This window comes from Kitasatospora sp. NBC_00315, assembly GCF_041435095.1.
GTDB lineage: Bacteria > Actinomycetota > Actinomycetes > Streptomycetales > Streptomycetaceae > Kitasatospora.
In genome coordinates this window covers 531,542-551,740 of record NZ_CP108025.1, presented here as the reverse complement: position 1 = coordinate 551,740, position 20,199 = coordinate 531,542, and the positions used below count along the sequence as shown (strand labels likewise).

The window sequence follows — 20,199 nt, the reverse complement described above, 5'->3', positions numbered from 1 at the left end:
CGCTTCGCGACCCCGGTGGCCGGGCGCCGACGGCGGAGATCATCGAGATGACCATCTGTCAATTACTTGCAGGAATCTGCATAAAGAATCCGAATGATTGCAAGACCTCGATCGGATGTGTCAGGCTGCCGAGGCGCCGCGCTGACGTTCCGGCCGCCACCTCTCCGCCCCAGGACAGCTGACCCCACCCAGCACCCCAGGAGAAACCATGACTTCGCTCTCGTCCGGACCGGCCTCGCCCCTGGAGGCGGCGGACACCGCCGAGGAGTTCCGCGCCGCCGTGGCGGCGGCCCCCGACGAGCACTGCCTGGCCGGAGTGTTCGAGGCCTGCCTGCGCCCCCTCGTGTACAGCCGCCACCACTGGCTGCTCCACAAGGGCGAGTACCGCGTGCGCGCCGACCTCCGGGCGTCCTTCGAGGCGCTGCGGCTGCGCGACCCGCTCGCCTGGGACGACGAGGAGGCGGACCTGATGCTCTGTCTGTTCGCCCTGGACACCGCCTCGACCGGCCTCGACGACCTGGTCGAGCGGGTGGACTCGGCCGCGGTCCGCGACGTGCTGCACGCCCGCCACGCGCTGTACGCGGGCCTCGTCGCCCCCGGCGAGCAGCCCCCGGCCACCCTCCTAGCGCTGGCCCGCCGGGTGGAGCGGCTGCGCCCCCTCGTCCAGGAGACGCACGAGCTCTTCTCGGTGATCGACGGGCGCGCCTGGTTCCGCACCGAGGGCGCGATGGCACGCGAGGACATCGACACCGAGCACCTCACACCCGACGTCGAGGAGGTGCTGGCCGAGGTCTTCGGAGCGCCGGCCGCCCGCACGGCGCACGACCGGCTCCGCGCCGCGACCAGGACCGCCGTCGAGACGGACGGCGACAGCTGCTCGGTCGTCCGCGCCGTCATGCGGGCCGCACTGGCCGACCCGGTGCTGCGCGCCGACCACGTGACCCTGACCTGCCCGATGGGCGACCTGCTCGACCGCCCCGAGGAGATGACCACCAGCGGCGCCTTCTTCACCGAGACCCAGCTGCGGGACGGCATCGAACTCGCCGACCACGCCGAACAGCTGGGCCACGAATCCGCCGAGCAGCTCCACCGCACCATCCGGGCCCGCATGTTGAAGCTCAAGCGCGGCGCGATCCGCAGCCTCTACGGACCGGGCTGCCTGCAGGGCCAGTTCGTCGAGAAGCACGGCGGCCACATGCTGTTCCGCAACGAGGACGCCCACTACCGGGGGCACCGCAGCATCGGCTGCTCCAGCGGCGGGCGCGCCTCGTTCGCCCTGCGCCACACCGCCGACGGCGCCGAGCGGACGATGACCCCGATGATCGGCGACTTCCGCGTCGTGCGGATGAGCCACGACGAGGCCCTGACGTTCACCGCCGACGAGCTGCCGCAGGTCATCCGCTACGGCGAGTGGCTGCGCGTGGTCGTCGAGGAGACCTACCGGCTGGGCGCGGTCGTCCGGGCGGACGCTCCCGCGCCGGCGGTGTGAACCCACCCCCACCCCCGCTCGGGTGAGGCCCCGCCTCGCCCGGAAAGGACCACCCATGCGGATCTGGATCGACCAGGCCGAGTGCCAGAACAGCGGCCTGTGCGAGGAGGAGGCACCGGAACTCTTCGGCATCGGCAACGACTTCCTCGCCTACGTGCGCGAGGAGGGCCGCCTGCTGGAGCAGCCCGGCGGCGAGGACAGCCAGGCCGAGGTGCCCGAGCACCTGGAGGAACTCGCCGAGATCTGCGCGCGGGCCTGCCCCGCCTCCTGCATCCACCTGGTCGACTGACCGGTCGCCACCGACCGTCCGGCCGACCACTCCCACACCCACCCACACCACCGGGGACACGACATGACCGCCACACTCGACCACTCCGTCCCGCTCTCGCCCGAGGAGGCGCACGACCGGATCCACTCGCTCGCCCGCGGCTGCTCCGAGCACCCGGCGCTGCGCAACCCGTTCTACGAGCTGTGGATGGCGCAGGAGCTGACCGCCGACGAGGTCGAGCTGGTCGCCAAGAACTTCTACGAGCGGGTGCGCCGCACCCCCGTGCGCATCGCCCTCGCGTTCCTCAACATGACGGACATCGCGGCGCGCGCGGAGACGGTCGAGAACCTCTACGACGAGATGGGCCTCGGCAACCCGAGAAAGGTCCACTCGGTCATCCTGAAGGACTTCTTCGAGACGCTGCTCGGCCGGCTGCGCGGACACGCGGTCGACCTGGACACCGTGGCCGCCCCGCTGCTGCCCTCCACCGTCCGGCTGATCGAGGAGGGCGAGAAGGTCTTCAGCAGCCCGTACCCGCAGGAGGTCTGCGGCGCGCTGCTCGCCCAGGAGTGGCACGCCTACCCCCAGCTCGTCCACCTCTACGAGGGTGTCCGCAACTACCGCGGCCACTACGAGCTGGAGGAGTTCCACGAGAACTGCGAGTACTTCTACCTGCACATCGGCGCCACCGAGAAGGAGCACAAGATCCACTCCCTCTCGACCGCGGCCAAGGCCTGCCGCACCGCCGAGGACGTCGCGCACATCGAGCGCGGCTTCACCACCTACCTCGACCTGCTCGCCGAGAACTGGAACGAGATCCACCGGACCATCCGGCCGAGCTGATCCGCTCCGCGCGGCACGGCGGTGCACCCCGCGCCGGCCCGTCCCCGCTCCCGGGCCGCAGGCGCGGCCCGCCGGGACCGGGCGGTGGGCCGGCGGTCCGAACGACCGAGGAGGAGCAGCAGTGACGAGTGCGGACGAGGACCGCCGTCTTCGGCGGTCCGGGAGCGGACTGCGCCGGACCATGGCCGACGGCCCCGCGTACGGGCTGTTCCTGGTGAGCGGCAGCGCGATGCTCGCCGAGGCGGCCGCGTACACCCGGATCGACTGGGCGGTCGTCGACATGGAGGGCGCCGCGATGACCAAGGCCGACGCGCTGCACCAGGTGCAGGCGCTGTCGGGGACGCCGGTGACCCCGATCGTCCGGGTGCCGCGCCTGGACCGCCACGACATCGAGTTCGCCCTCGACCTCGGGGTGGCCGGGGTGATGGTCCCGAAGGTCGACCGGGCCGAGGACGCGGAGCGGGCCGCGCGGTTCACCCGCTACCCGCCGCAGGGCGCGCGGGGCGTCAACCCGATCCGGGCGAGCGCCTACTACAGCGACTCCGAGCGGTACTTCGAGACGGCTAACCACGAGGTGCTCTGCATCGTCCAGATCGAGAGCCGCGAGGCCGTGCGCAACGCCGGGGCGATCGCCCGGACGGAGGGGGTCGACCTGCTCTTCATCGGGACGGGTGACCTCGCCATGGATCTCGGGCAGCCCGGGCGGCCGGGCGGGCCGGCCTTCGACGAGGCCCGGCAGGCCGTCCTGGCGGCCTGCGCGGCGGCGGGCAAGCCCGCCGGGATCTTCGCCCCCAGCACCGGGCTCGCCCGGCAGTACGCCAAGGAGGGTTTCCGCCTGGTGGCGGTCGGCAACGAGGTCAAGTTCTTCGTCCAGTCGGCCGCACTCGCGGTGACCATGCTCCGCAAGCGGTGAGCCGCCCGCAGCGGTGGGACCGGACGCCGGACGACCGGCGGCCGGCGGACGATCGAAAGGAGGTGCGGCCGTGGACCAGCCCCAGTGGGTGACGCCCGCACAGGCGGTGGCACGCCGGGTGGTCTTCGAGGGAAGGATCGGCAAGGTCCTGGACTACTTCGGCGGCGCCGCGCCCTCCGAGGGCCCGCAGGCGTATCTGGTGGAGCAGCGCAACCAGGTCCTGCGCCCGCACTTCCACCCCGTCGACCAGTTCCAGATCCTCTACGGCGCCCCGGGCGCGCTGTTCGGCCGCCGGCCGGTCGGCGCCCTGGTCGCGCACTACGCCGACGCCGACACCGTCTACGGCCCGCTGACCGGCGGCGATCCACCGCTGCGCTACTTCACCCTGCGGGCGCGCGGCACCCAGGCCACCTCCTTCATGCCGGAGTCCCGGGAGCTGCTCCCCAGGCGCGCCGGGCGCAGCCTGCACCGGGAGGTCGACACCGCCGGGGGCGAGGCCGGCCGGGCGGGAGCGGAGGCGTCGGTACTGCTGGAGGACGAGCGCGACGGCCTGCTGGTCGGCTGCACGGTCGCCGGCCCCGGCGCCCCGCTCGTCGTGCCGCCGGCCGGCCCCGGCGGGCAGTTCCTGTTCGTGGTGGCGGGCAGTGTGCTCTCGGAGGGCGGCGCGAATCCGCCCGAGACGGTCGGCTGGCGGCCGCCGGGCAGCGGCGGGTGGACGGGCACCGCCGGGAGTGCCGGCGCCCGGCTGCTCGTCCTGCGCCACCCCCGGCCGTCCGGGCCCGGCCCCCGCCCGGCGTCGTCCGACCCCGGCGCCGAACGGCGGCCGGCACCTGTGAGGAAGGACGGGACCGATGCCTGACGGCTTCGCGGCCGCGCCGTACGAGACCCGGATCGATCCGGAACTCGCCCGGACCGTACGGCTCTTCCGGCGCGTCGACCACGGCGACCCGCACGCGGTGCGCAAGGAGGCCGCGCGCCGGATCCGGGTGGCCAGGATGGCCGGGCTGTGGGTCGCCGAGGCCGAGGGCGTGCGGGTCGAGGACACCGTCGCCCCGGACGGCGCGGGCCGCACGGTGCCGGTGCGCGTCTACCGGCCGGAGAGCGGCACGGCGCCGCACGCGGCGGTGCTCTACCTGCACGGCGGCGCGTTCATCTCGGGCGATCTCGACTTCGAGCACCCCCGGTGCCTGGAGATGTGCCGGGAGACGGGAGCCGTCGTGGTCGCCGTCGACTACCGGCTCGCCCCGGAGCACCCCGCACCCGCCGGGCTGGACGACTGCGACCTCGCGTACCGGTGGCTGCTCGGCGCCGGCGCCCGGGCGCTGTCGGTGGACCCGGAGCGCGTCGCGGTGGCCGGCACGAGCGCCGGCGGGACCCTCGCCACCGGGCTCTGCCTGCGGGCCCGCGAGCAGGGCGCGCCGTCGCCGAGGCTGCAGATGCTGCTGTACCCCGTCCTCGACGACCGCCTGGAGACCCCCTCGGCGCTGGCGTTCACCGACACCCCCGCCTGGGACTCCCGCAACTGCGCGCACATGTGGGAGCACTACCTCGGCCCCGGGCGGCGCGGCGAGGCGCCGCCGTACGCGGTGCCGGCCCGGGTGGGCGACCTCTCGGGGCTGCCGGCGGCGTACGTCATGACGGCGGAGTTCGACCCCCTGCGGGACGAGGGCGCCGCGTACGCCCGGCGGCTCGCCGACGCCGGAGTCCCCACCGAACTGCACCAGTTCGCGGGCACGTTCCACGGCTTCGACACCCTCGCCACCGCGACGGTGTCACGACGGGCCCTCGCCGAGCAGTACGCCGTACTGCGCGGGGCCCTGCGCTGACGTCCGTCGGACGGACAGCGCGGCGCACATCAACCGGCCGGACCGAGAGAGGCACACCCATGTCAACGGAAACCGAATTCGTCAGCGACGCCCTGCGGTTCCTGGAGGAGATCGGCGCCGACACCGCGGGGGTCGACCCGGGGACGAACCTCTTCGAGAGCGGGGTGCTGGACTCGCTGGGCACCCTCGCGTTCCTCGACTTCCTGGAGCAGCAGATGGGCGAGGAGATCGAGATCGAGGGGCTGGACATCGACTCGATCGCGACCCTGCGCGGCGCCCACGGGTTCGTCCAGGGCCAGAAGCGCTGATCCGACGCGAACCGTCGGACACGACCAGGGCCGTGCCGACGCCGCGCGCCGGTGCGACGCGAACCGTCGGACGGCGCCGGCCGCCCCGGCCTCCCGCGCGGGAGGCCCGCATCCACGAACGGGGGTCAGACCGTGAGCCTGCACCGCTCACCGCTGCACGACGAACACCTCCGCCTCGGTGCCCGGATGGCCGAGTCCGAGGGCCGGAGCATGCCGGTGGAGTACGCCGGCCTGTTCCAGGAGTACCAGGCCCACCGCAGGGCCTCGGTGGTCTGGGACGCCTCGGACCTCGGCTCCGTCCGGGTCTCGGGCCCCGGCGCCGGGGACCTCCTGCGACGTACGCTCAGCAACGACCTGGACCGCTGCGGCCCCGGGCGCAGCCAGTACACCTTCCTGCTCCGCGAGGCGGACGGCAGCATCGTCGACGACCTGATGCTCTGGTGGGTGGAGAGCGATCTGTTCCTGCTGACCCCGAGCCTGCCGGGCGTCCTGCTCGCCGCGCTGCGGGCCGCCCGGGCGGCCGCTCCGGGGGCGGACTGCGTGATCGAGGACGTCTCGGCCGACCGGGTGCTGCTGGCCCTGCAGGGCCCCCAGGCCGCCGAACGGATGGCCGAACTCGCGCCGGCCGCAGCATCGTTGTCCGGAAGCGGGGTGCGGAGGCTGGAGCTCCACGGGGCCCCCGCGCTGGTGGCGGCCACCCGCTTCGGAGGCCGGAGCGGCTTCGAACTCCAGCTGCCGCCGGCGGCTGCCCTGGCCGTGCACCGGAGCCTGCTGGCCCGGGGCGTCGCGCCCGCCGGACTGGCGATGCGCGAGACGCACCGCCTGGAGGCGGGCATCCTGCGACACGGCTTCGAACTGGGACCGGGGACCACCCCGCTGGAGGTCGGGTACGAGCGGGCGGTCGGCTTCGACACCGACTTCAGCGGCCGGGAGGCACTGCTGGAGCGGCGCCGGAGCGGTGTGCGGAGGATCCTGCGGACGCTCGCCATGACGGACCGTCGGATCCCGCAACCGGGGGAGGAGGTGCTCCTGGACGGTGCCGCGGTGGGCCGCGTCACCAGCGGCACCTTCTCGCTGCGGCTTCGCCGGGGACTGGCGTTCGCCTTCGTGGCGCCCGAGGTGGCGCCGGGCAGCCGGGTGAGCGTGCGCGGGGCGCGGGGCAGTGCCGACGCCACCGTGGTCACCACCCCGCTCCCGCCGGAGCCGGCCGCCGGGGCGCGGTCGTGACCGCCGCGGCGCCGGACCGGGTACCGGCCATCGAGATCTTCGACCCGATGTGCCCGGCCGTCCTGAAGGACCCGTACGCGGCCTACCGGGAGCTTCGGGACCACCACCCGGTCGCCCTGCTGGAGCCGCTCGGCCTCTGGGTGGTCAGCCGCTACGAGCACGCGCGCGACGTGCTGGGCGCGCCCGACGCCTTCTCGGCGGCTCTCGCCTTCGGCAAGGACTCCTCGATCACCGACACCCGGGGCGCCGAGCCGCGCCGGTTGAATCTGAGGTTCGCCGGGGACGCGGGCGGGGTCGTCTCCTCCACCGACGGCGAGACCCACACCCGGCTGCGCCGGACGGTCGCCGGGCTGCTGAGCAAGCCCCGGCTCGACGCGGCCGAGGCCGCGATCGCGGACCGGGTGGACCGCGTGCTGGCCGAACTCGCGGGCGGGGGAGAGCGCTTCGACGTGGTCGAGGGCCTGGCCAAGCCGGTGGCGGCCCGGGCGATCGGAGTCCTGATGGGTCTGGACGAGGACGTGACACGGGTGCTCGCCCGCTGGGCCGATCTGACCGCCCGGGCGCTGGACCCGGGGGACGAGCTCTCCACGGCGGCGGCCGGCCCCCGGGTGATGCGCAGCAACCTGGCGTCCTTCCGCGCCGTGACGGCGTTCCTGAACTCCGCCCGCGGCGTCCCGGGGGGCCCGCCGAACGTGCTGGCGCACTCCTGGCAGGAGGCGGCCGGCCCGGCCGCGCGGGAGGAGGTCATCCTGGCCATCCTCCAGCTCTTCCAGGCGGGTTACGAGACCATCGTGTCGGCGGTCTGTCACCTGATGGCCGCCTTCGTGATCGACGGCCCGAGGACGCCGGGCTTCCCCGACGGCCCGGTTCCCGCGCCCGACCTGGTCGACGAGGCCGTCCGGCTCGCCTCGCCGGTCCGGGCCACCTTCCGTACGGCGGTCGGGCCCAGGACGGTCGGCGGGGTACCGCTGCCGGACGGCGCGATGGTGATGGTGCTGCTCGGTTCGGCCAACCGCGACGAACGCGTCTTCGAGGATCCGGACCGGCCGCGGCCCGGGCGGCCCACCACCCATCTGGCGTTCGGCGCGGGCCCGCACCGGTGCCTGGGCCGGATGCTCGCACAACTCGAACTGCGCCACATCGTCGGCGCGTTGGCGGCCCGCACCCGGAGCATCTCCTCGATCGAGGGGGCCAGGGTCGGCGCCAACATCCTGAAGGCCGGTTACGACCATCTGCCGGTGAGCGTCGAATGGCGCTGACCCCACCGGCGTCCTCAGCACGGCCGTGTCCCACCGGACCGGTCGGCCACACACGACGGGAGTGCTTCGCGATGCGCGTTGGTTTCATCGGTGCCGGGCTCATGGGGGCGCCCATGGTGGAGCGCCTCCTGCGGGCGGGCCACGAGGTCGTGGTCTCCTCCCGGGCCCCGGAGCTGCTGCCGGCGGCCTGGACCACGGTGGGGAGCCCCGCGGAGGCGGCCGAGGGCGCCGACGTGATCTGCTCGATCCTGCCGGACTCCGCCGAGGTCCGGGCGGTCGTCACGGCGGTGCTGGACGCCGCCCGGCCCGGTGCGGTGATCGTGGAGATGAGCACGCACGCCCCGGCCGTCGCCCGGGAACTCGCCCGCGCGGCCGAGGCCAGAGGTGTGGCGTACCTGGACTGTCCGGCCGGCGGCGGCGTCGCCGCGGTGCGCGAGGGCACCCTCGCCCTCTGGGTCGGCGGCGCCGCCGAGGCACTGGAGCGGGCCCGCCCGGTGCTGGCGGCCATCGGCGACGAGGCGAAACTGCGGCACCTCGGCCCGGTCGGCACCGCTCTGGTGGTCAAGCTGGCCAACAACTACCTGGTGGCCGTCAACGCGGTCGCCTCCGGCGAGGCGCTCGCGATGGTCCGCGAGGCCGGGGTGGACCCGAGGGCGGCGATCGAGGCGATCACCTCCGGTGGCGGCGGGACGAACGCGCAGCTGGCCAACCTCTACCCGAACCGGGTGCTCGCCGGGGACTTCAAGGCCGGCTTCAAGCTCGGCCACATGCTGAAGGACCTCCGGCACGCCTTCGACCTGGCCGCCGAGACGGACGTGCCGGCCCCGGTGGGCGGGGCCGCCGGTGCTCGGATGGCCGAGGCCGGGAAGCGGTTCGGCCCCGACGTCGACTTCGGGTCGGTGGCCCGCCTGCACGGCTGGTGACCCAGCCGGTCCGGACCACCGCCACCGGTCCGGGCCACCGCCGCCGGCCACCCGCCGGGAGCGGCCGACCACCGCCGTACCGGAAACCGAGAAAGAGGAACGCATGAACTGGGAGATCCGCGAAGCCCTGGACGAGGGCGACGTGCGCAGGTGCTGGCCGGTGTTCCGGGAGCTGCGGCTGAACATCGCCACCGAGGAGATCTTCGTCGGCCGCTGGAGGACCCAGCGGGAGGAGGGCTACCGGATCGTCCTGCTGGAGCGGGACGGCGAGGTGCAGGCGGTGGGGGGCTACCGCATCCTCAACTCGATGGCCTGGGGCCGGATCCTCTACCTGGACGATCTCGCGGCGCTCAGCGAGCGGCACGGCGGCGGGCTCGGCACCGCCGTCCTGCGGTACGTCCAGGACCAGGCCCGCCGCGCCGGCTGCGAGGCCGTGCACCTGGACACCGGCTACCACCGGCACCGCGCGCACAAGGCGTACCTGCGCAACGGGTTCGAGTTCAACAGCCACCACCTGGAGTGGAAGGTCACCGGGGCATGAGGGAACTGCTCAAGCGGCACGAGGAGCTCGCGGCCACCCGCCCCGACGACCCCGCCGTCGTCTACGCCTGCGAGCCGCACGCCGGCGTCACGCTGACCTGGGCCGGCCTGTGCGAGCGCGCGGAGCAGATCCGCGCGACGCTGCTGGCCGGAGGCGCGCGAGGCCACCGGGTCTCGGCGCTGGTGCTGAACGACCACCCGGACCTGATCCCCACCCTGCTGGCCCTGTGGCAGCTCGACAGCCCTCCGGTGCTGCTCGACCCGCAGTGGGGCGAGCGGCTGACCGCGTCCGTGCTGGCGCACAGCACGCCGTCCTTCCGGGTCGACCTCGTACCCTCCGTCACGGTGACCCCGCTCGCCGGGGGCCCCCTCGACGACGTGCCCGGCGACGCCGTCTTCATCGGCTACACCTCCGGCAGTACGGGCGACCCGAAGGCGATCGTCTTCACCCACGAGCGCCTGTACGACGGGACGCTGGGCAACGTCTCGGCGTCGGTGCGGCTGCGCGGCGCGCGCCCGGCCCGGCTCGCCCGCTCCATGCGGATGTCGGGATCCGGCGTGATCAACCTGCACCACACCTGGGGCGCGGTGCTCGGCGCGACCGTCGTGGTGCTGCCGGAACTGACCGTGGCCAGCGCCCGCGGGTACTGGGCCCGGCTGGCGGAGCACCACATCGACCAGACCTTCCTCGTCCCCCAACTGGTCGAGCTGGTCAACCGGTTCGCGCAGGATCGGGAGACCACCGGGCCCGGACCGCTGTGCTTCACCGGAAGCGCACCGCTCTCCCCGCGCACCCAGGAGCGCTTCCAGCGCCGCTTCGGGCTCCCCCTGATGAACGCCTACGGGCTCTCCGAGACCTCCTCGGCCGCCTTCTTCGGGGATCTCGGCGCGGACGGTCTGGCGACCAACCGCATCGGTGTCCCCGAGCGGGTCGCCGCCCGACTGCGCGACACGGCCGGGCACGTCGTGGACGGCCCCGGTGAGGGCGAGATCGAGCTGTCGGGCGCCCAGGTGTTCGGCGGCTACCACCGCAACGGCACCGCCACCGAGCAGACCCTGGTGGACGGCTGGCTGCGCACCGGCGACATCGCGCGGCGCGACGAGGACGGTGTCTACCGGCTGGTCGGCCGCAGCAAGGACGCCGTGATGAAGGGGAGTTACGCGATCTACCTGACCGAGGTGGAGGAGGCGGCGGCCGCCCATCCGGACGTCCTGGAGGTGGCCGCGGTGCCGCTGAGGCTGGCCGACAGCACCGAGGACATCGGGTGCCTGGTACGCCTCGTCGACGGGAGCGGCGCCGCGGCGGAGGAGATCCTCGGCTGGCTCCGCGAGGCCCTGGGCGCGCGGCGCGCACCCTGCAGGGTCGTCCTGACGACGGAGCCGCTGCCACGCGGCGGCCAGGACAAGCTGGTCCGGCCCGCCGTCACGGCCCGCTGGGACGAACTGCCCAACGTGCCGCGGGCGCTGCACGGTTCGTGGCAGAGCGCCGGAGCGGAGCGATGACCCGGCCGCGCCCGGACCGGGCGCCGAAGCCGCCGCCCGGCAGGACCCCCGCCCGCCGCGCCACCGGGCGGCGCCGCCCGGGCCGGTCCGGACCGGAGCACCCGGTGCGCCGGCCCGCCCGCCGCGGCGGTGGCCGGTGATCGGGGGCATCACGCACGTGACGATGGAGGCCGCCGAACTGGAGCACGGCGTCACGCTCGGCACCGACCTGGGCTTCACGCTCGACTTCGTCGACCGGGTCGAGCTGCCGGCCGCCTTCGAGGGGATCGGGACGAGCGACCACACGCTGCCCCTCGCCCTGCTGGCGGGCCCGCGCGGGATCCGGCTGGAGGTCGTGCAGCACCGGCGCTCGACCGGCCGGCGCGGCGCCTACACACCGCTGTTCGAGGGGCCGCCCCCGCACCCGGGCCGGCCGACGGTCGACCGGCCGGGGATCCGGGCGGCCCTGCTGCGGGCCGGGGCGCTGGCCGATCCCGCCTGCCGCGCCGTGGCCGGGCCCGGGGGCGACGCGTGGTTCGACTCCTCGGGCGCTCCCGGCGGCCTGGCCGGACTGCTCTGCCACGCCGAGGACGTCCGGGTCGAGGCCGCCTTCTGGTCGGCGTTCGCCAGGGCCCGCTGGAGCACGGTCGGCGACGAAGGGGCCTGGGGCTCAGTGTCCTCCCCGCTGCTCCCGGCGCCGTGCCGGCTGGTGATCCTCCCCGCCGAGGGCGACCGCCCGCGGCACGCCATGAACGACTGCGGATTCCCCTCCATCGGCGTCGCCGCCACCGCGATCGACGCCGACTGTGCGAGGGCCCTGGCCGCCGGGGCGACGCTGCGCGCCGAACCGATCGTCACCACGGTCGGCGGCCGCCCGCTGCGGATGGCCCTGATCGAGACCCCGGGCGGCGCGCCCGTGGAACTGTTGTCCGTGCACCGCGACGGCAGCCGGGGGCGCCCGGCCGCCCGCCGGGCGCCCGTCGCCCCGGCAGCGTCCGGGGCGCACCCCCATCCGACGACCACCGCAGGAGCAGGGCCCGATGACATTCACGCTTGACGGACCGGTGCTCGAAGGCGCGATCGTGCGCCTGGAGCCGCTGGAGCACCGCCATCTGCCGGACCTGGCGGTCGCGGCGGAGGAGGACCGCAGCTCGTACGGCTTCACCTGGGTGCCCACGGCGGACCAGGTCGGCCGCTACATCGACGAGCAGCACGGCCGGGCCTCGGCGGGCCGGCTCGCCCCGTACGCCCAGATCGAGCGATCGAGCGGCCGGGCGGTGGGCGCCACGGCCTTCTGGGATCCCCGCCCCTGGCCGGGCGAGGACCGGCTCTGCGCCGTCGAGATCGGCTTCACCTGGCTCGCGCCCTCGGCGCAGGGCACCGGACTGAACCTGGAGGCCAAGCTGCTGCTGTTCCGGCACGCCTTCGAGGTGTGGGACGTGGCCCGGGTGGATCTGAAGACGGACGCGCGCAACGCCCGCTCGCGGGCCGCCATCGAGAAGGCGGGCGCCCGCTTCGAGGGGGTGCTGCGCAACTGGTCCAAGTCCTGGGCGCCGGGCGAGGACGGCCTGCTGCGCGATTCGGCGATGTTCTCGGTGGTCGCCGCGGAGTGGCCGCGCTGCCGTGCCGGGCTCGAACAGCGGCTGGCCGCCCGTGGGCGGCGGGTACCGGCACCGGGCGCCCGCCCGGCAGACGTGTCGTCGGCGCACGACCGGACAGCGTGAGGTGGAGTCGGATGGCACTGTGGGACAACTACGAGGGCCTGGACTTCCAGGTGGTGGCGAACCGCGCCGGGCAGTACTCGCTCTGGCCGGGAGGCCGGCCGCTGCCGCCCGGCTGGGCCGCCGCGGGTCGCGGCGGGCCGTGGCACGCGTGCCTGGAGGAGATCGACGAGACCTGGCGGGGCGGCCCCGGCCCGGAGCCCCGGCCGCTGCCCGGGGAGCACGGCGGCGGGCCGGCGCCGGAGGCGGACCGCTCCGCCCTGCGGGGTCCGCGTCGCGCCCTGCCGGACGGCTCGATCACCGAGCTGATCCGGGCACGCGGCCTCCCGGCGGAGCTGACCGCCGCGCGCTGCGGCGAGCAGCGGCTGAGCAGGGGTGAACTGTTCGGGGCTGCGGCCGGGTGGGCACGGGTGCTCACCGAGGAGGGCTGCGGCCGGGAGGTGCCGGTCGCGCTGCTGCTGCCGCGCGGCCTGGACGCGCTGACCGCGATCCTCGCCGTGCTGGAGGCCGGCGGGGCGTACGTCCCGGTGTCCTGCGACGACCCCGCCGAGCGGATCCGGGCGGTCCTGGCGGACTGCGGGGCGCGGATCGTGGTCACGACGGACGAGCTGGCGGACACGCTCCGGCCGCACGCCGGCGTGGTGCTGTCCCTGTCGGACCTGCGGGCGCGGGCCGAGCACTGCACGGCGCGGCCGCGCCCCGCCGCCGGTGACGACCTCGCGTACGTCTTCTACACCTCGGGCACCACCGGACGGCCCAAGGGCGTCGAGGGCACCCACCGGCAGCTGGTCAACTACGCGCTGTGGTGCGCGAAGGCGTTCGCCCACCGGCCGGGGGAGGCGACCTTCCTCAGCGCCTCGCTGTTCTTCCTCGGCTCGCTCACCACGATCTTCACCCCGCTGCTGGAGGGCTGGCCGATCGAGGTCGCGCCGGACGGGGTGACGACGGACGAGCTGCTGGACCTCTCCAGGGGCACCGAGGGCGGCCTGCTGAAGCTCACCCCGACGCACATCCGGATGATGACGGCCCGGGGCGTCCCACGGGAGGGCCTGGCCCGTCAGCTGATGGTGGGGAGCGAGCCCCTGACCTTCGGCCGGGAACTGCGGGAGTGGATGGCGGGCGACGCGAGCCGGGTGGTGGTCAACCACTACGGCCTGACGGAGACGCACGGGTGCTTCTGCCACTGGCTGACGGGCGACGAGGAGCCGGGCGCCCGGATCCCGGTCGGCACGCCGATCGACAACGTCGAGGCCTACGTGGTGGACCGGGACGGCGAGCTGGTCGGCGTCGGCGAGGTCGGCGAACTGCTGGTCGGCGGCCCGTCGCTCGGCCGCGGCTACCGCAACCGGCCCGCGCTCACCGCCGAGCGCTGGATCCCGCACCCCTGGGGCGCCGACGGCGCGCGGCTGCTGCGGACCGGCGACCTGGCGCGGCTGGGCCCCGACGGTGCGGTGACCGTCCTGGGCCGGGCGGACCGGCAGGTGAAGATCCGCGGGCACCGGGTCGAGCCGGCCGCCGTCGAGGAGGCGCTGCGCGGCCTGCCGGACGTCAGGGAGGCCCTGGTCCTGCCCCGGACCGCCGACGGCACCACGGCCCTGGACGCCTTCGTGCTCCGTGAGGCCGGGGCCGGCGACGGCCCCGACCCCCTCGTGCTGCGCGAGGCCCTGGAGGCCGCCTTCCCGCCCCAGTGGATCCCGGCCCGGATGGCGGTGCTGGACGAGTTCCCGGTGAACGCCAACGGCAAGGTGGACACCGGCGCCCTGCCCGTTCCCCGGCCGCCGGCTCCCGTCACGGCCCCCGGCGCGGGCGGTGAGCGCTGGAGCGGGCTGGACCGGATGGTCGCCGGCATCTTCTGCGACGTGCTGGAGATCGACCTGATCGGGCTGCTGGACAGCTTCTACGAGCTCGGCGGCGACTCGCTGAGCTCGGTGGAGGTGGCCGCCCGGGCCGGGCGGGCCCTCGGCCGGGACGTCCCCGCGCCGTCGGCCGACGCCGCCACGGTGCGCGGGTACGCGCGCCGGATCGGGGCCGTCGGGCTCGTCCCGGGGACGGCCCCGGCGCTCCCGGTACCCGCCGCCGGGCCGAAGGCGGCGATCTGACGTGCCGGGCGACGGATCGGTCACGCTCGTCACCGGGGCGACCGGGTTCCTCGGCTCGGCCCTGGCGGTGCGCCTGGTCGAACAGCGGGAGGCCGTGCGCTGCGTGGTCCGGGGCGCGACCGCGGCCGAACGGGCCGCACGGCTGTGGGGCGCCTTCGACGGACGGGTCGCCGAGGAGGACCGGCACCTGGTCGAGGTCGTGGCGGGCGACCTCGCGCAGGAGCGGCTCGGTCTGCCGGCCGCCGGTTTCGAGGCGCTCGGTGAGAACGTCTCCCAGGTCGTCCACTGCGGGGCGCGGGTCAACATGACACTGCCGTACGGGCCGCTGTACGGGACCAACGTCCGGGCGACGGAGGAGCTGCTCGCGCTGGCGCAGGCCCGGGCGGCGTCCTTCGGCTACGTGAGCAGCCTCGCGGCCGTCGCCCGCGACGTCACGGGCGAGCCGTTCGAGCTGACCGACCCGGTCTCCGGCGGGTACGGACAGTCGAAGTGGTCGGCCGACCGGCTGGTCAGCGTCGCGCACCAGGAGGGACGGCTGAGAGCCGTGATCCTGCGGCCGGGCCGGATCACGGCCCACTCCCGCACGGCGCGCTCGAACCCCGACGACCTGCTGGAGCGGGTCCTGCGCGTCTCGGCGCGGCTGGGCGCGGTGCCGCTCCTGGACACCCGGATCCGGCTCAGCCCCGTCGACTGGGTCAGCCGGCTGGTCGTCGCGCTCTGCGGCACGGAGCGGGCCCACGGCCGGGCGCACCACCTGATCGCGCCGGTGACCCTCCCGTGGGCGGCCGTGCCGGCCGCCCTGCGCCGGGCGGGGTACCGGCCGCAGGAGCTGGCGTACCCGCACTGGCGGGCGGCCGTCGTCGACGCGGGCCGGGACGATCCGGCGGTGGCCAGGCTCTCCCAGGCGCTCCCCCCGGAGCGGCTCTCCTTCGACGACCGGATCGGCAGCGAGCCCCGGAACGCCGCCGCAGCGCTGGCCGGTGAGTACCCGGAGCCGCCGCCCGCCGAGACCCTGCTCGCCGACACCGTCGCGGCCTGGCAGCGGACGGGGGAGCTGCCGGTCGGGACGTGAGCGGGGAGCCGGCCGACCCGCGGTACGATCGCTAGGGCGGCGGGCGGGACCGCCGCCGGTTGCGGCCGTCGCCCGGGTCGGCGCGGTTCGGCCGGGGCGGTTCGTGCCGTCCGCCGTCCGCCGTCGCCCGTCGCCCGTCGCCGTTCGCCGTTCGCCGTCCGCTGTCGCCCGTCCGCCGTGCACGTCCGGTTCGGTCGGAGTCGTCCCACCCCGTGCCCTCCCGGACGGGGCAGTGATCGTTTCCTGCTAGATTCCGGGGGCATCACCGAACAGCCGACCGGGGGATCCTGATGTCTCGCAGCGCCCGAACTCACCTGCTCCTCGGCGTGGTCGCGGCGCTGACCCTGACCGCCTGCGGGGGCAGCACGACGTCCGGGCCGCGGGTGGCGGCGCCGCCCTCGGCCGCGTCGAACGGCGAGGGGATCGCGGGGAAGGACCGGATGATCGTCGCCTGGTGCGAGCGGTTCGGCGCGCCGTCGCCGACCTCGGCCGACGGCAAGGTCCACCGGATCACGGTCGCCGCACTGTCGCCGACGGACGGATCCCCGATCGCGCGCCGGACGGTCACCCTGCCGGAGCGCGGCTCGGTCGACGCCCTGTGCGGAGAGCCGAGAAGCACCACGGAGGCCGCCGACCGGGCGCTCTTCAACGCCGACTTCACGCTGATCGCCGGCACCGCGCCCGGCCCCGGTGGCGCCCTCAGCGCGATGGCCTTCGCACTCACCGACGGCGCGCCGAGGGGCGGCACAGCCGCCACCGCGGGCGGTGACAGCGCACCGGCGTTCCAGAGCGGCACCTCGGTCCTCTGGTACGAGACGGGCGAGCAGCAGGTGACCAGCCGTGACCTGGGCGACCCCGCCGCCGCCCCGAAGCAGCACGGCGCCGCGCCGGGTCCCGACTTCGTCCTGTCCGGCGACCAGCCCTGGCTGACACGGCCGTTGGAGAGCAAGCCGGACCAGGTCGCGATCTCCCCCGACGGCGCGGTGGCGGCCGGCGCGAGCTCCACGGTGTGGCGGCGTACCGACCCGCCCGCACCGTACGCGCTTTGGTACGTCGAGCCGATGGCGCTGGGAAGGTCCGGCAACGGCCGTGCGTCGCTGCCCGGTTCGGAACAGGTCCCGCGGTGCGAACCGAGCCGGTGGACGAGTGACGTCACCCTGCTCTGCAACGGCGGGGACAACCTCCTCCTGCTCACCTTCAGCGCCGATCGCGGGCGGCTCGACACCATGACCACGCTCCTTCCGGTCGCAACCTCGCGTGTGGTCGAGAGTGTCGCGGTCTCACCCGACGGCCGCTCGCTGGCCTACCTCGTCGACGAGGACGGCGAGACCGGTCTCTACCGGCTGGACCTCACGCCGGGCGCGCGTCCGGTCGAGATCGCTCCCGTCGACCTCCCGCCCGCGGGCGTGGTGAATCCCCTCACACCGCGTCTGATCGCCTGGCTGTGAGGCGTGCCCGGCCCTCCGGCGCCGGGCTCGTTCCTCCTCGGCGCTGGGGCCGGAGCCGGTCAGGGCCCGACCGTCCGTTCGGGCCCTGGTGAACACGCGTCCGCCCCTGTTGGTACGCTGCGGCCTCCCGAGTCAATGAGAACGCTCACAATGCACGGAGAGGCCGCGCCACGGACATGCCCGTCGACGATGCGGCCACCGAGTTCCACCGATTCTTCGAGCGTCACCACGCCGAACTGGCCCGTCTGGCACACCTGCTGACGGGCGAGGCGGACGCCGCCGACGACCTCGCCGCGGACGCGCTGCTGGCACTGTGGCACCGCTGGGACCGGCTGCGCCGGGCCGAGCACCCGCTCGCCTACGCGCGCGGCGTGGTCGCCAACATGGCGCGCAGCCGCATCCGCAGTGCCGTCCGCGAGCGGCGTCGCGTCCACCTGTTCTGGTCCCACCGCTCCGATCGGGTGGAGGCCACGGACGTGGCCGCCGTCCTGGACGTGCGGGCGGCACTGGGGCGCCTGCCGTTCCGCAAGCGCGCCTGCGTGGTGCTACGGCACGCCTTCGACCTGTCGGAGAAGGACACCGCGCTCGCCCTGGGAGTCTCGGTCGGTACGGTGAAGAGCCAGACCTCCAAGGGCATGGCCGAGCTGGAACGGCTGCTGGGCAGCCGGGCCGGGGAACTGACGGGAAGGAGGACCTGATGAGCGATCCGGGCAGGCAGCTGCGCGAGGCCGCGGCCGCCCACCGGCCCGACCGGGCACGGATGCTCGCGCGCGTCGAGCGCGGTATGGCCCGACCGTCGGGCGCCGGCGTCCGCCACCGCGAGCGGACCGCCCCGGTGTCGTGGACCCGCATCGTCCTCGCCACCGTCGCCACCGCCGGGGCCCTGACTGTCGGCGGCTTCGCCGTGGCCTCCGTGGTCGCCGGCCCGCCGGGGCCGCGAACCGTGGCCACCGGCCCCGCCGTGACCACGTCCGCGTCGCCCGACCCCGCCACGGCCGTGCCCCCGGAGTCCCCGACACCCGGCAGGTCGGGGCCGGCCACCTCGTCCCCGCCGACGCCGGAGCCGAGCGGAACACCCTCCGGGGCGGGCTCCTCCCGTCCCTCCGGCCCGCCGACCACCGCGCACGCCACGACCCGTCCGCCGGGCGGCTCGCACACCACCGACGGCCCGCTGTGGGCGGACGGCTCCGTCGACCCGCACAGCACCACCGCCTGGGCCCGGAGCAACGTCACGCTCAAATCCGCGACCCCCCTCACCGCGCTCGTCGTGGAGCTGCGCATCGCCGTGACCGCCGGGGTGAGGAGCGCCGGGACCGAGCAGAGCCTGCCCGCCGACGACTTCGTCGTCACCGTCCACGAGGCCGACGGCGTCATCGTCTACCGCTGGAGCCTCAAGCCGGGCCGGTCCGCGCCGGCGGGCCAGTACCTGTTCGCCGGACAGTACGACCACGCCGCCGGCGGCCGGGACGCGAAGGACGACGGCTACCGGGCCGACGCGACGGCGGCCGGCTCCGCCGCCTCGGTGTGGGGGGACTTCGCACCGACCGGGTGAGCCGCGCTCGGCGGGTGCTCCGGCACTCGCTCCGCCTCGGGCCGCGCGCCCGGGCCGCGCGCCCGGGGCGCGGGTCGGGGACGATATGCCCTGCCGGAGGTGTACGGATCGCCGAGGTGGAACCGGCACAGTGCCGCATGTTCCGCACCCTCGTGGCGGGGGAGGAGCGGTCGAGTGCCGTCGGGGGCCGCCGGTTCCCGGAGGACGGTGGCCGCCCGTCGGCCACCCGCCCGGGTGCCCCCGCTCCGCCGTGCGAGGTCCGGGCCACGCGCAACGGCTGCGTACGACCACGACCGGCCCTCGGCGTTCTCCCGATCCCGGTGTGATTCCGGTGCGATCCCGGTGCCGTCCCGCCGGCCGGTGACGTGGCTCACAGGCGCCCCGTGTCACTGGGCGGGCGACCGATCCGTCTCGGGTGGTGAGGGTCCGGACGACGAGCACGAAGGAGCACATCATGGACGCGAGGCTGAACTACTACGCCGACCCGACGGTCGGCAGGACGCTCACGTACGTCAGGACGGTGGGCAAGGCGCTCAAGGAATCGTCGCTGCCGGCCGCGACGCAGGAGCTGGTGGCCCTTCGCGTCAGCCAGATCAACGGCTGCGCCGTCTGCGTCGACATCCACACCAAGGAGGCCACCGCCGCCGGTGAGGAGGCGCTGCGGCTGAACCTGGTGGCGGCGTGGCGGGAGGCCACCGTCTTCACCGAGGCCGAGCGGGCCGCACTGCGGCTGGCGGAGGAGGCCACCCGGATCGCGGACGCGGCCGGAGGGGTGAGTGACGAGGCGTGGGTGCTCGCCGTCGAGCACTACGACGAGGCGCAGCTCAGCGCACTGGTGATCCTGGTGTCGCTCATGAACATGGTGAACCGGCTGAACGTCATCACCCGGCAGCCGGCGGGCGGTTACCAGCCCGGCCAGTTCGACTGAGCGGCCTCGGCGAGGGCCTGCTCGTCCGTGCCGTCCGGCGGTGGCGAGCAGCGGCCCGGGTACGCCGTTCGGGTGATGGGCGGGTTGGCCGCCCCCGGTGGCTGGGCAGGTGAAGGGGTGTGACGATCTCCTCGACCACCCACCGCCGCGCCCACAGTCGGCGCCGCCGGACGGCCACGCCGGCCGTACCCACCACCACGGGCCCGACGCAGCCCGGGACCACGTCCGTGACGCGGACTCCGGCCGCAGCCGCGCCGCCCCGGACGGCCAGGTGCTGCCGGACCTGGACCAGCGAGCACCG

Annotated in this window: 20 protein-coding genes; all 20 read left to right on the top strand. The window is 75.0% G+C overall.

Annotation, left to right across the window (positions count from 1 at the left end; translation table 11 throughout):
* Positions 1-208 precede the first annotated feature (208 nt).
* The 20 genes from OG823_RS02345 (at position 209) to OG823_RS02250 (ending at position 19,898) form a co-directional block, all read left to right on the top strand.
* Positions 209-1,489, top strand: coding sequence for a hypothetical protein (locus tag OG823_RS02345; RefSeq protein ID WP_371476996.1), 1,281 nt, complete (start codon positions 209-211; stop codon positions 1,487-1,489).
* A gap of 55 nt (positions 1,490-1,544) precedes the next feature.
* Positions 1,545-1,778 (top strand): ferredoxin, encoded by a 234-nt coding sequence (locus OG823_RS02340; RefSeq protein ID WP_371476995.1) that lies wholly within the window; start codon positions 1,545-1,547, stop codon positions 1,776-1,778.
* A 63-nt stretch (positions 1,779-1,841) separates the two neighbouring features.
* On the top strand, positions 1,842-2,600 hold the full coding sequence (locus OG823_RS02335) for an iron-containing redox enzyme family protein (protein ID WP_371476993.1): 759 nt from the start codon (positions 1,842-1,844) through the stop codon (positions 2,598-2,600).
* Positions 2,601-2,721: 121 nt separating this feature from the next.
* Positions 2,722-3,513: an HpcH/HpaI aldolase/citrate lyase family protein gene (locus OG823_RS02330; protein ID WP_371476992.1), complete on the top strand. Its 792-nt coding sequence runs from the start codon at positions 2,722-2,724 to the stop codon at positions 3,511-3,513.
* Positions 3,514-3,583: 70 nt separating this feature from the next.
* A complete protein-coding gene (locus OG823_RS02325; RefSeq protein WP_371476989.1) occupies positions 3,584-4,372 on the top strand; it encodes a hypothetical protein in 789 nt (262 codons plus the stop codon).
* Positions 4,365-5,339 carry an alpha/beta hydrolase gene (locus OG823_RS02320; RefSeq protein WP_371476988.1) on the top strand — a complete coding sequence of 325 codons (975 nt, stop codon included), beginning with the start codon at positions 4,365-4,367 and terminating at the stop codon, positions 5,337-5,339. Before OG823_RS02325 ends, OG823_RS02320 begins: the two co-directional genes overlap by 8 nt.
* A 59-nt stretch (positions 5,340-5,398) precedes the next feature.
* The gene (locus OG823_RS02315) at positions 5,399-5,647 is read left to right on the top strand and encodes a phosphopantetheine-binding protein (protein ID WP_371476986.1); all 249 of its coding nucleotides are present in this window, start codon (positions 5,399-5,401) and stop codon (positions 5,645-5,647) included.
* A 132-nt stretch (positions 5,648-5,779) separates the two neighbouring features.
* Positions 5,780-6,874 carry a glycine cleavage T C-terminal barrel domain-containing protein gene (locus OG823_RS02310; RefSeq protein ID WP_371476985.1) on the top strand — a complete coding sequence of 365 codons (1,095 nt, stop codon included), beginning with the start codon at positions 5,780-5,782 and terminating at the stop codon, positions 6,872-6,874.
* Positions 6,871-8,133, top strand: coding sequence for a cytochrome P450 (locus OG823_RS02305; RefSeq protein WP_371476983.1), 1,263 nt, complete (start codon positions 6,871-6,873; stop codon positions 8,131-8,133). The genes OG823_RS02310 and OG823_RS02305 overlap by 4 nt, the downstream gene beginning before the upstream one ends.
* Positions 8,124-9,056: an NAD(P)-dependent oxidoreductase gene (locus tag OG823_RS02300; protein ID WP_371476981.1), complete on the top strand. Its 933-nt coding sequence runs from the start codon at positions 8,124-8,126 to the stop codon at positions 9,054-9,056. The genes OG823_RS02305 and OG823_RS02300 overlap by 10 nt, the downstream gene beginning before the upstream one ends.
* 103 nt (positions 9,057-9,159) lie before the next feature.
* Positions 9,160-9,597, top strand: coding sequence for a GNAT family N-acetyltransferase (locus tag OG823_RS02295; RefSeq protein ID WP_371476979.1), 438 nt, complete (start codon positions 9,160-9,162; stop codon positions 9,595-9,597).
* Entirely contained in the window at positions 9,594-11,099 is a 1,506-nt protein-coding gene (locus OG823_RS02290) for a class I adenylate-forming enzyme family protein (RefSeq protein WP_371476978.1), read from the top strand. The genes OG823_RS02295 and OG823_RS02290 overlap by 4 nt, the downstream gene beginning before the upstream one ends.
* A gap of 136 nt (positions 11,100-11,235) precedes the next feature.
* Entirely contained in the window at positions 11,236-12,135 is a 900-nt protein-coding gene (locus tag OG823_RS02285) for a VOC family protein (protein WP_371476976.1), read from the top strand.
* Positions 12,119-12,802, top strand: a complete 684-nt coding sequence (locus OG823_RS02280) for a GNAT family N-acetyltransferase (RefSeq protein WP_371476974.1) — start codon at positions 12,119-12,121, stop codon at positions 12,800-12,802. The genes OG823_RS02285 and OG823_RS02280 overlap by 17 nt, the downstream gene beginning before the upstream one ends.
* 11 nt (positions 12,803-12,813) lie before the next feature.
* The gene (locus OG823_RS02275; RefSeq protein ID WP_371476973.1) at positions 12,814-14,898 is read left to right on the top strand and encodes an amino acid adenylation domain-containing protein; all 2,085 of its coding nucleotides are present in this window, start codon (positions 12,814-12,816) and stop codon (positions 14,896-14,898) included.
* 1 nt (position 14,899) lies between these two features.
* Entirely contained in the window at positions 14,900-15,970 is a 1,071-nt protein-coding gene (locus OG823_RS02270) for an SDR family oxidoreductase (RefSeq protein WP_371476972.1), read from the top strand.
* Between the two features lie 290 nt (positions 15,971-16,260).
* Positions 16,261-17,418, top strand: a complete 1,158-nt coding sequence (locus OG823_RS02265; RefSeq protein WP_371476971.1) for a hypothetical protein — start codon at positions 16,261-16,263, stop codon at positions 17,416-17,418.
* A 176-nt stretch (positions 17,419-17,594) separates the two neighbouring features.
* A complete protein-coding gene (locus OG823_RS02260; RefSeq protein WP_371476969.1) occupies positions 17,595-18,116 on the top strand; it encodes a SigE family RNA polymerase sigma factor in 522 nt (173 codons plus the stop codon).
* Positions 18,116-18,970: a hypothetical protein gene (locus OG823_RS02255; protein ID WP_371476968.1), complete on the top strand. Its 855-nt coding sequence runs from the start codon at positions 18,116-18,118 to the stop codon at positions 18,968-18,970. The genes OG823_RS02260 and OG823_RS02255 overlap by 1 nt, the downstream gene beginning before the upstream one ends.
* A 454-nt stretch (positions 18,971-19,424) precedes the next feature.
* Complete coding sequence (locus OG823_RS02250; RefSeq protein WP_371476966.1) at positions 19,425-19,898, top strand: carboxymuconolactone decarboxylase family protein; 474 nt, start codon at positions 19,425-19,427, stop codon at positions 19,896-19,898.
* Positions 19,899-20,199: the final 301 nt, after the last annotated feature.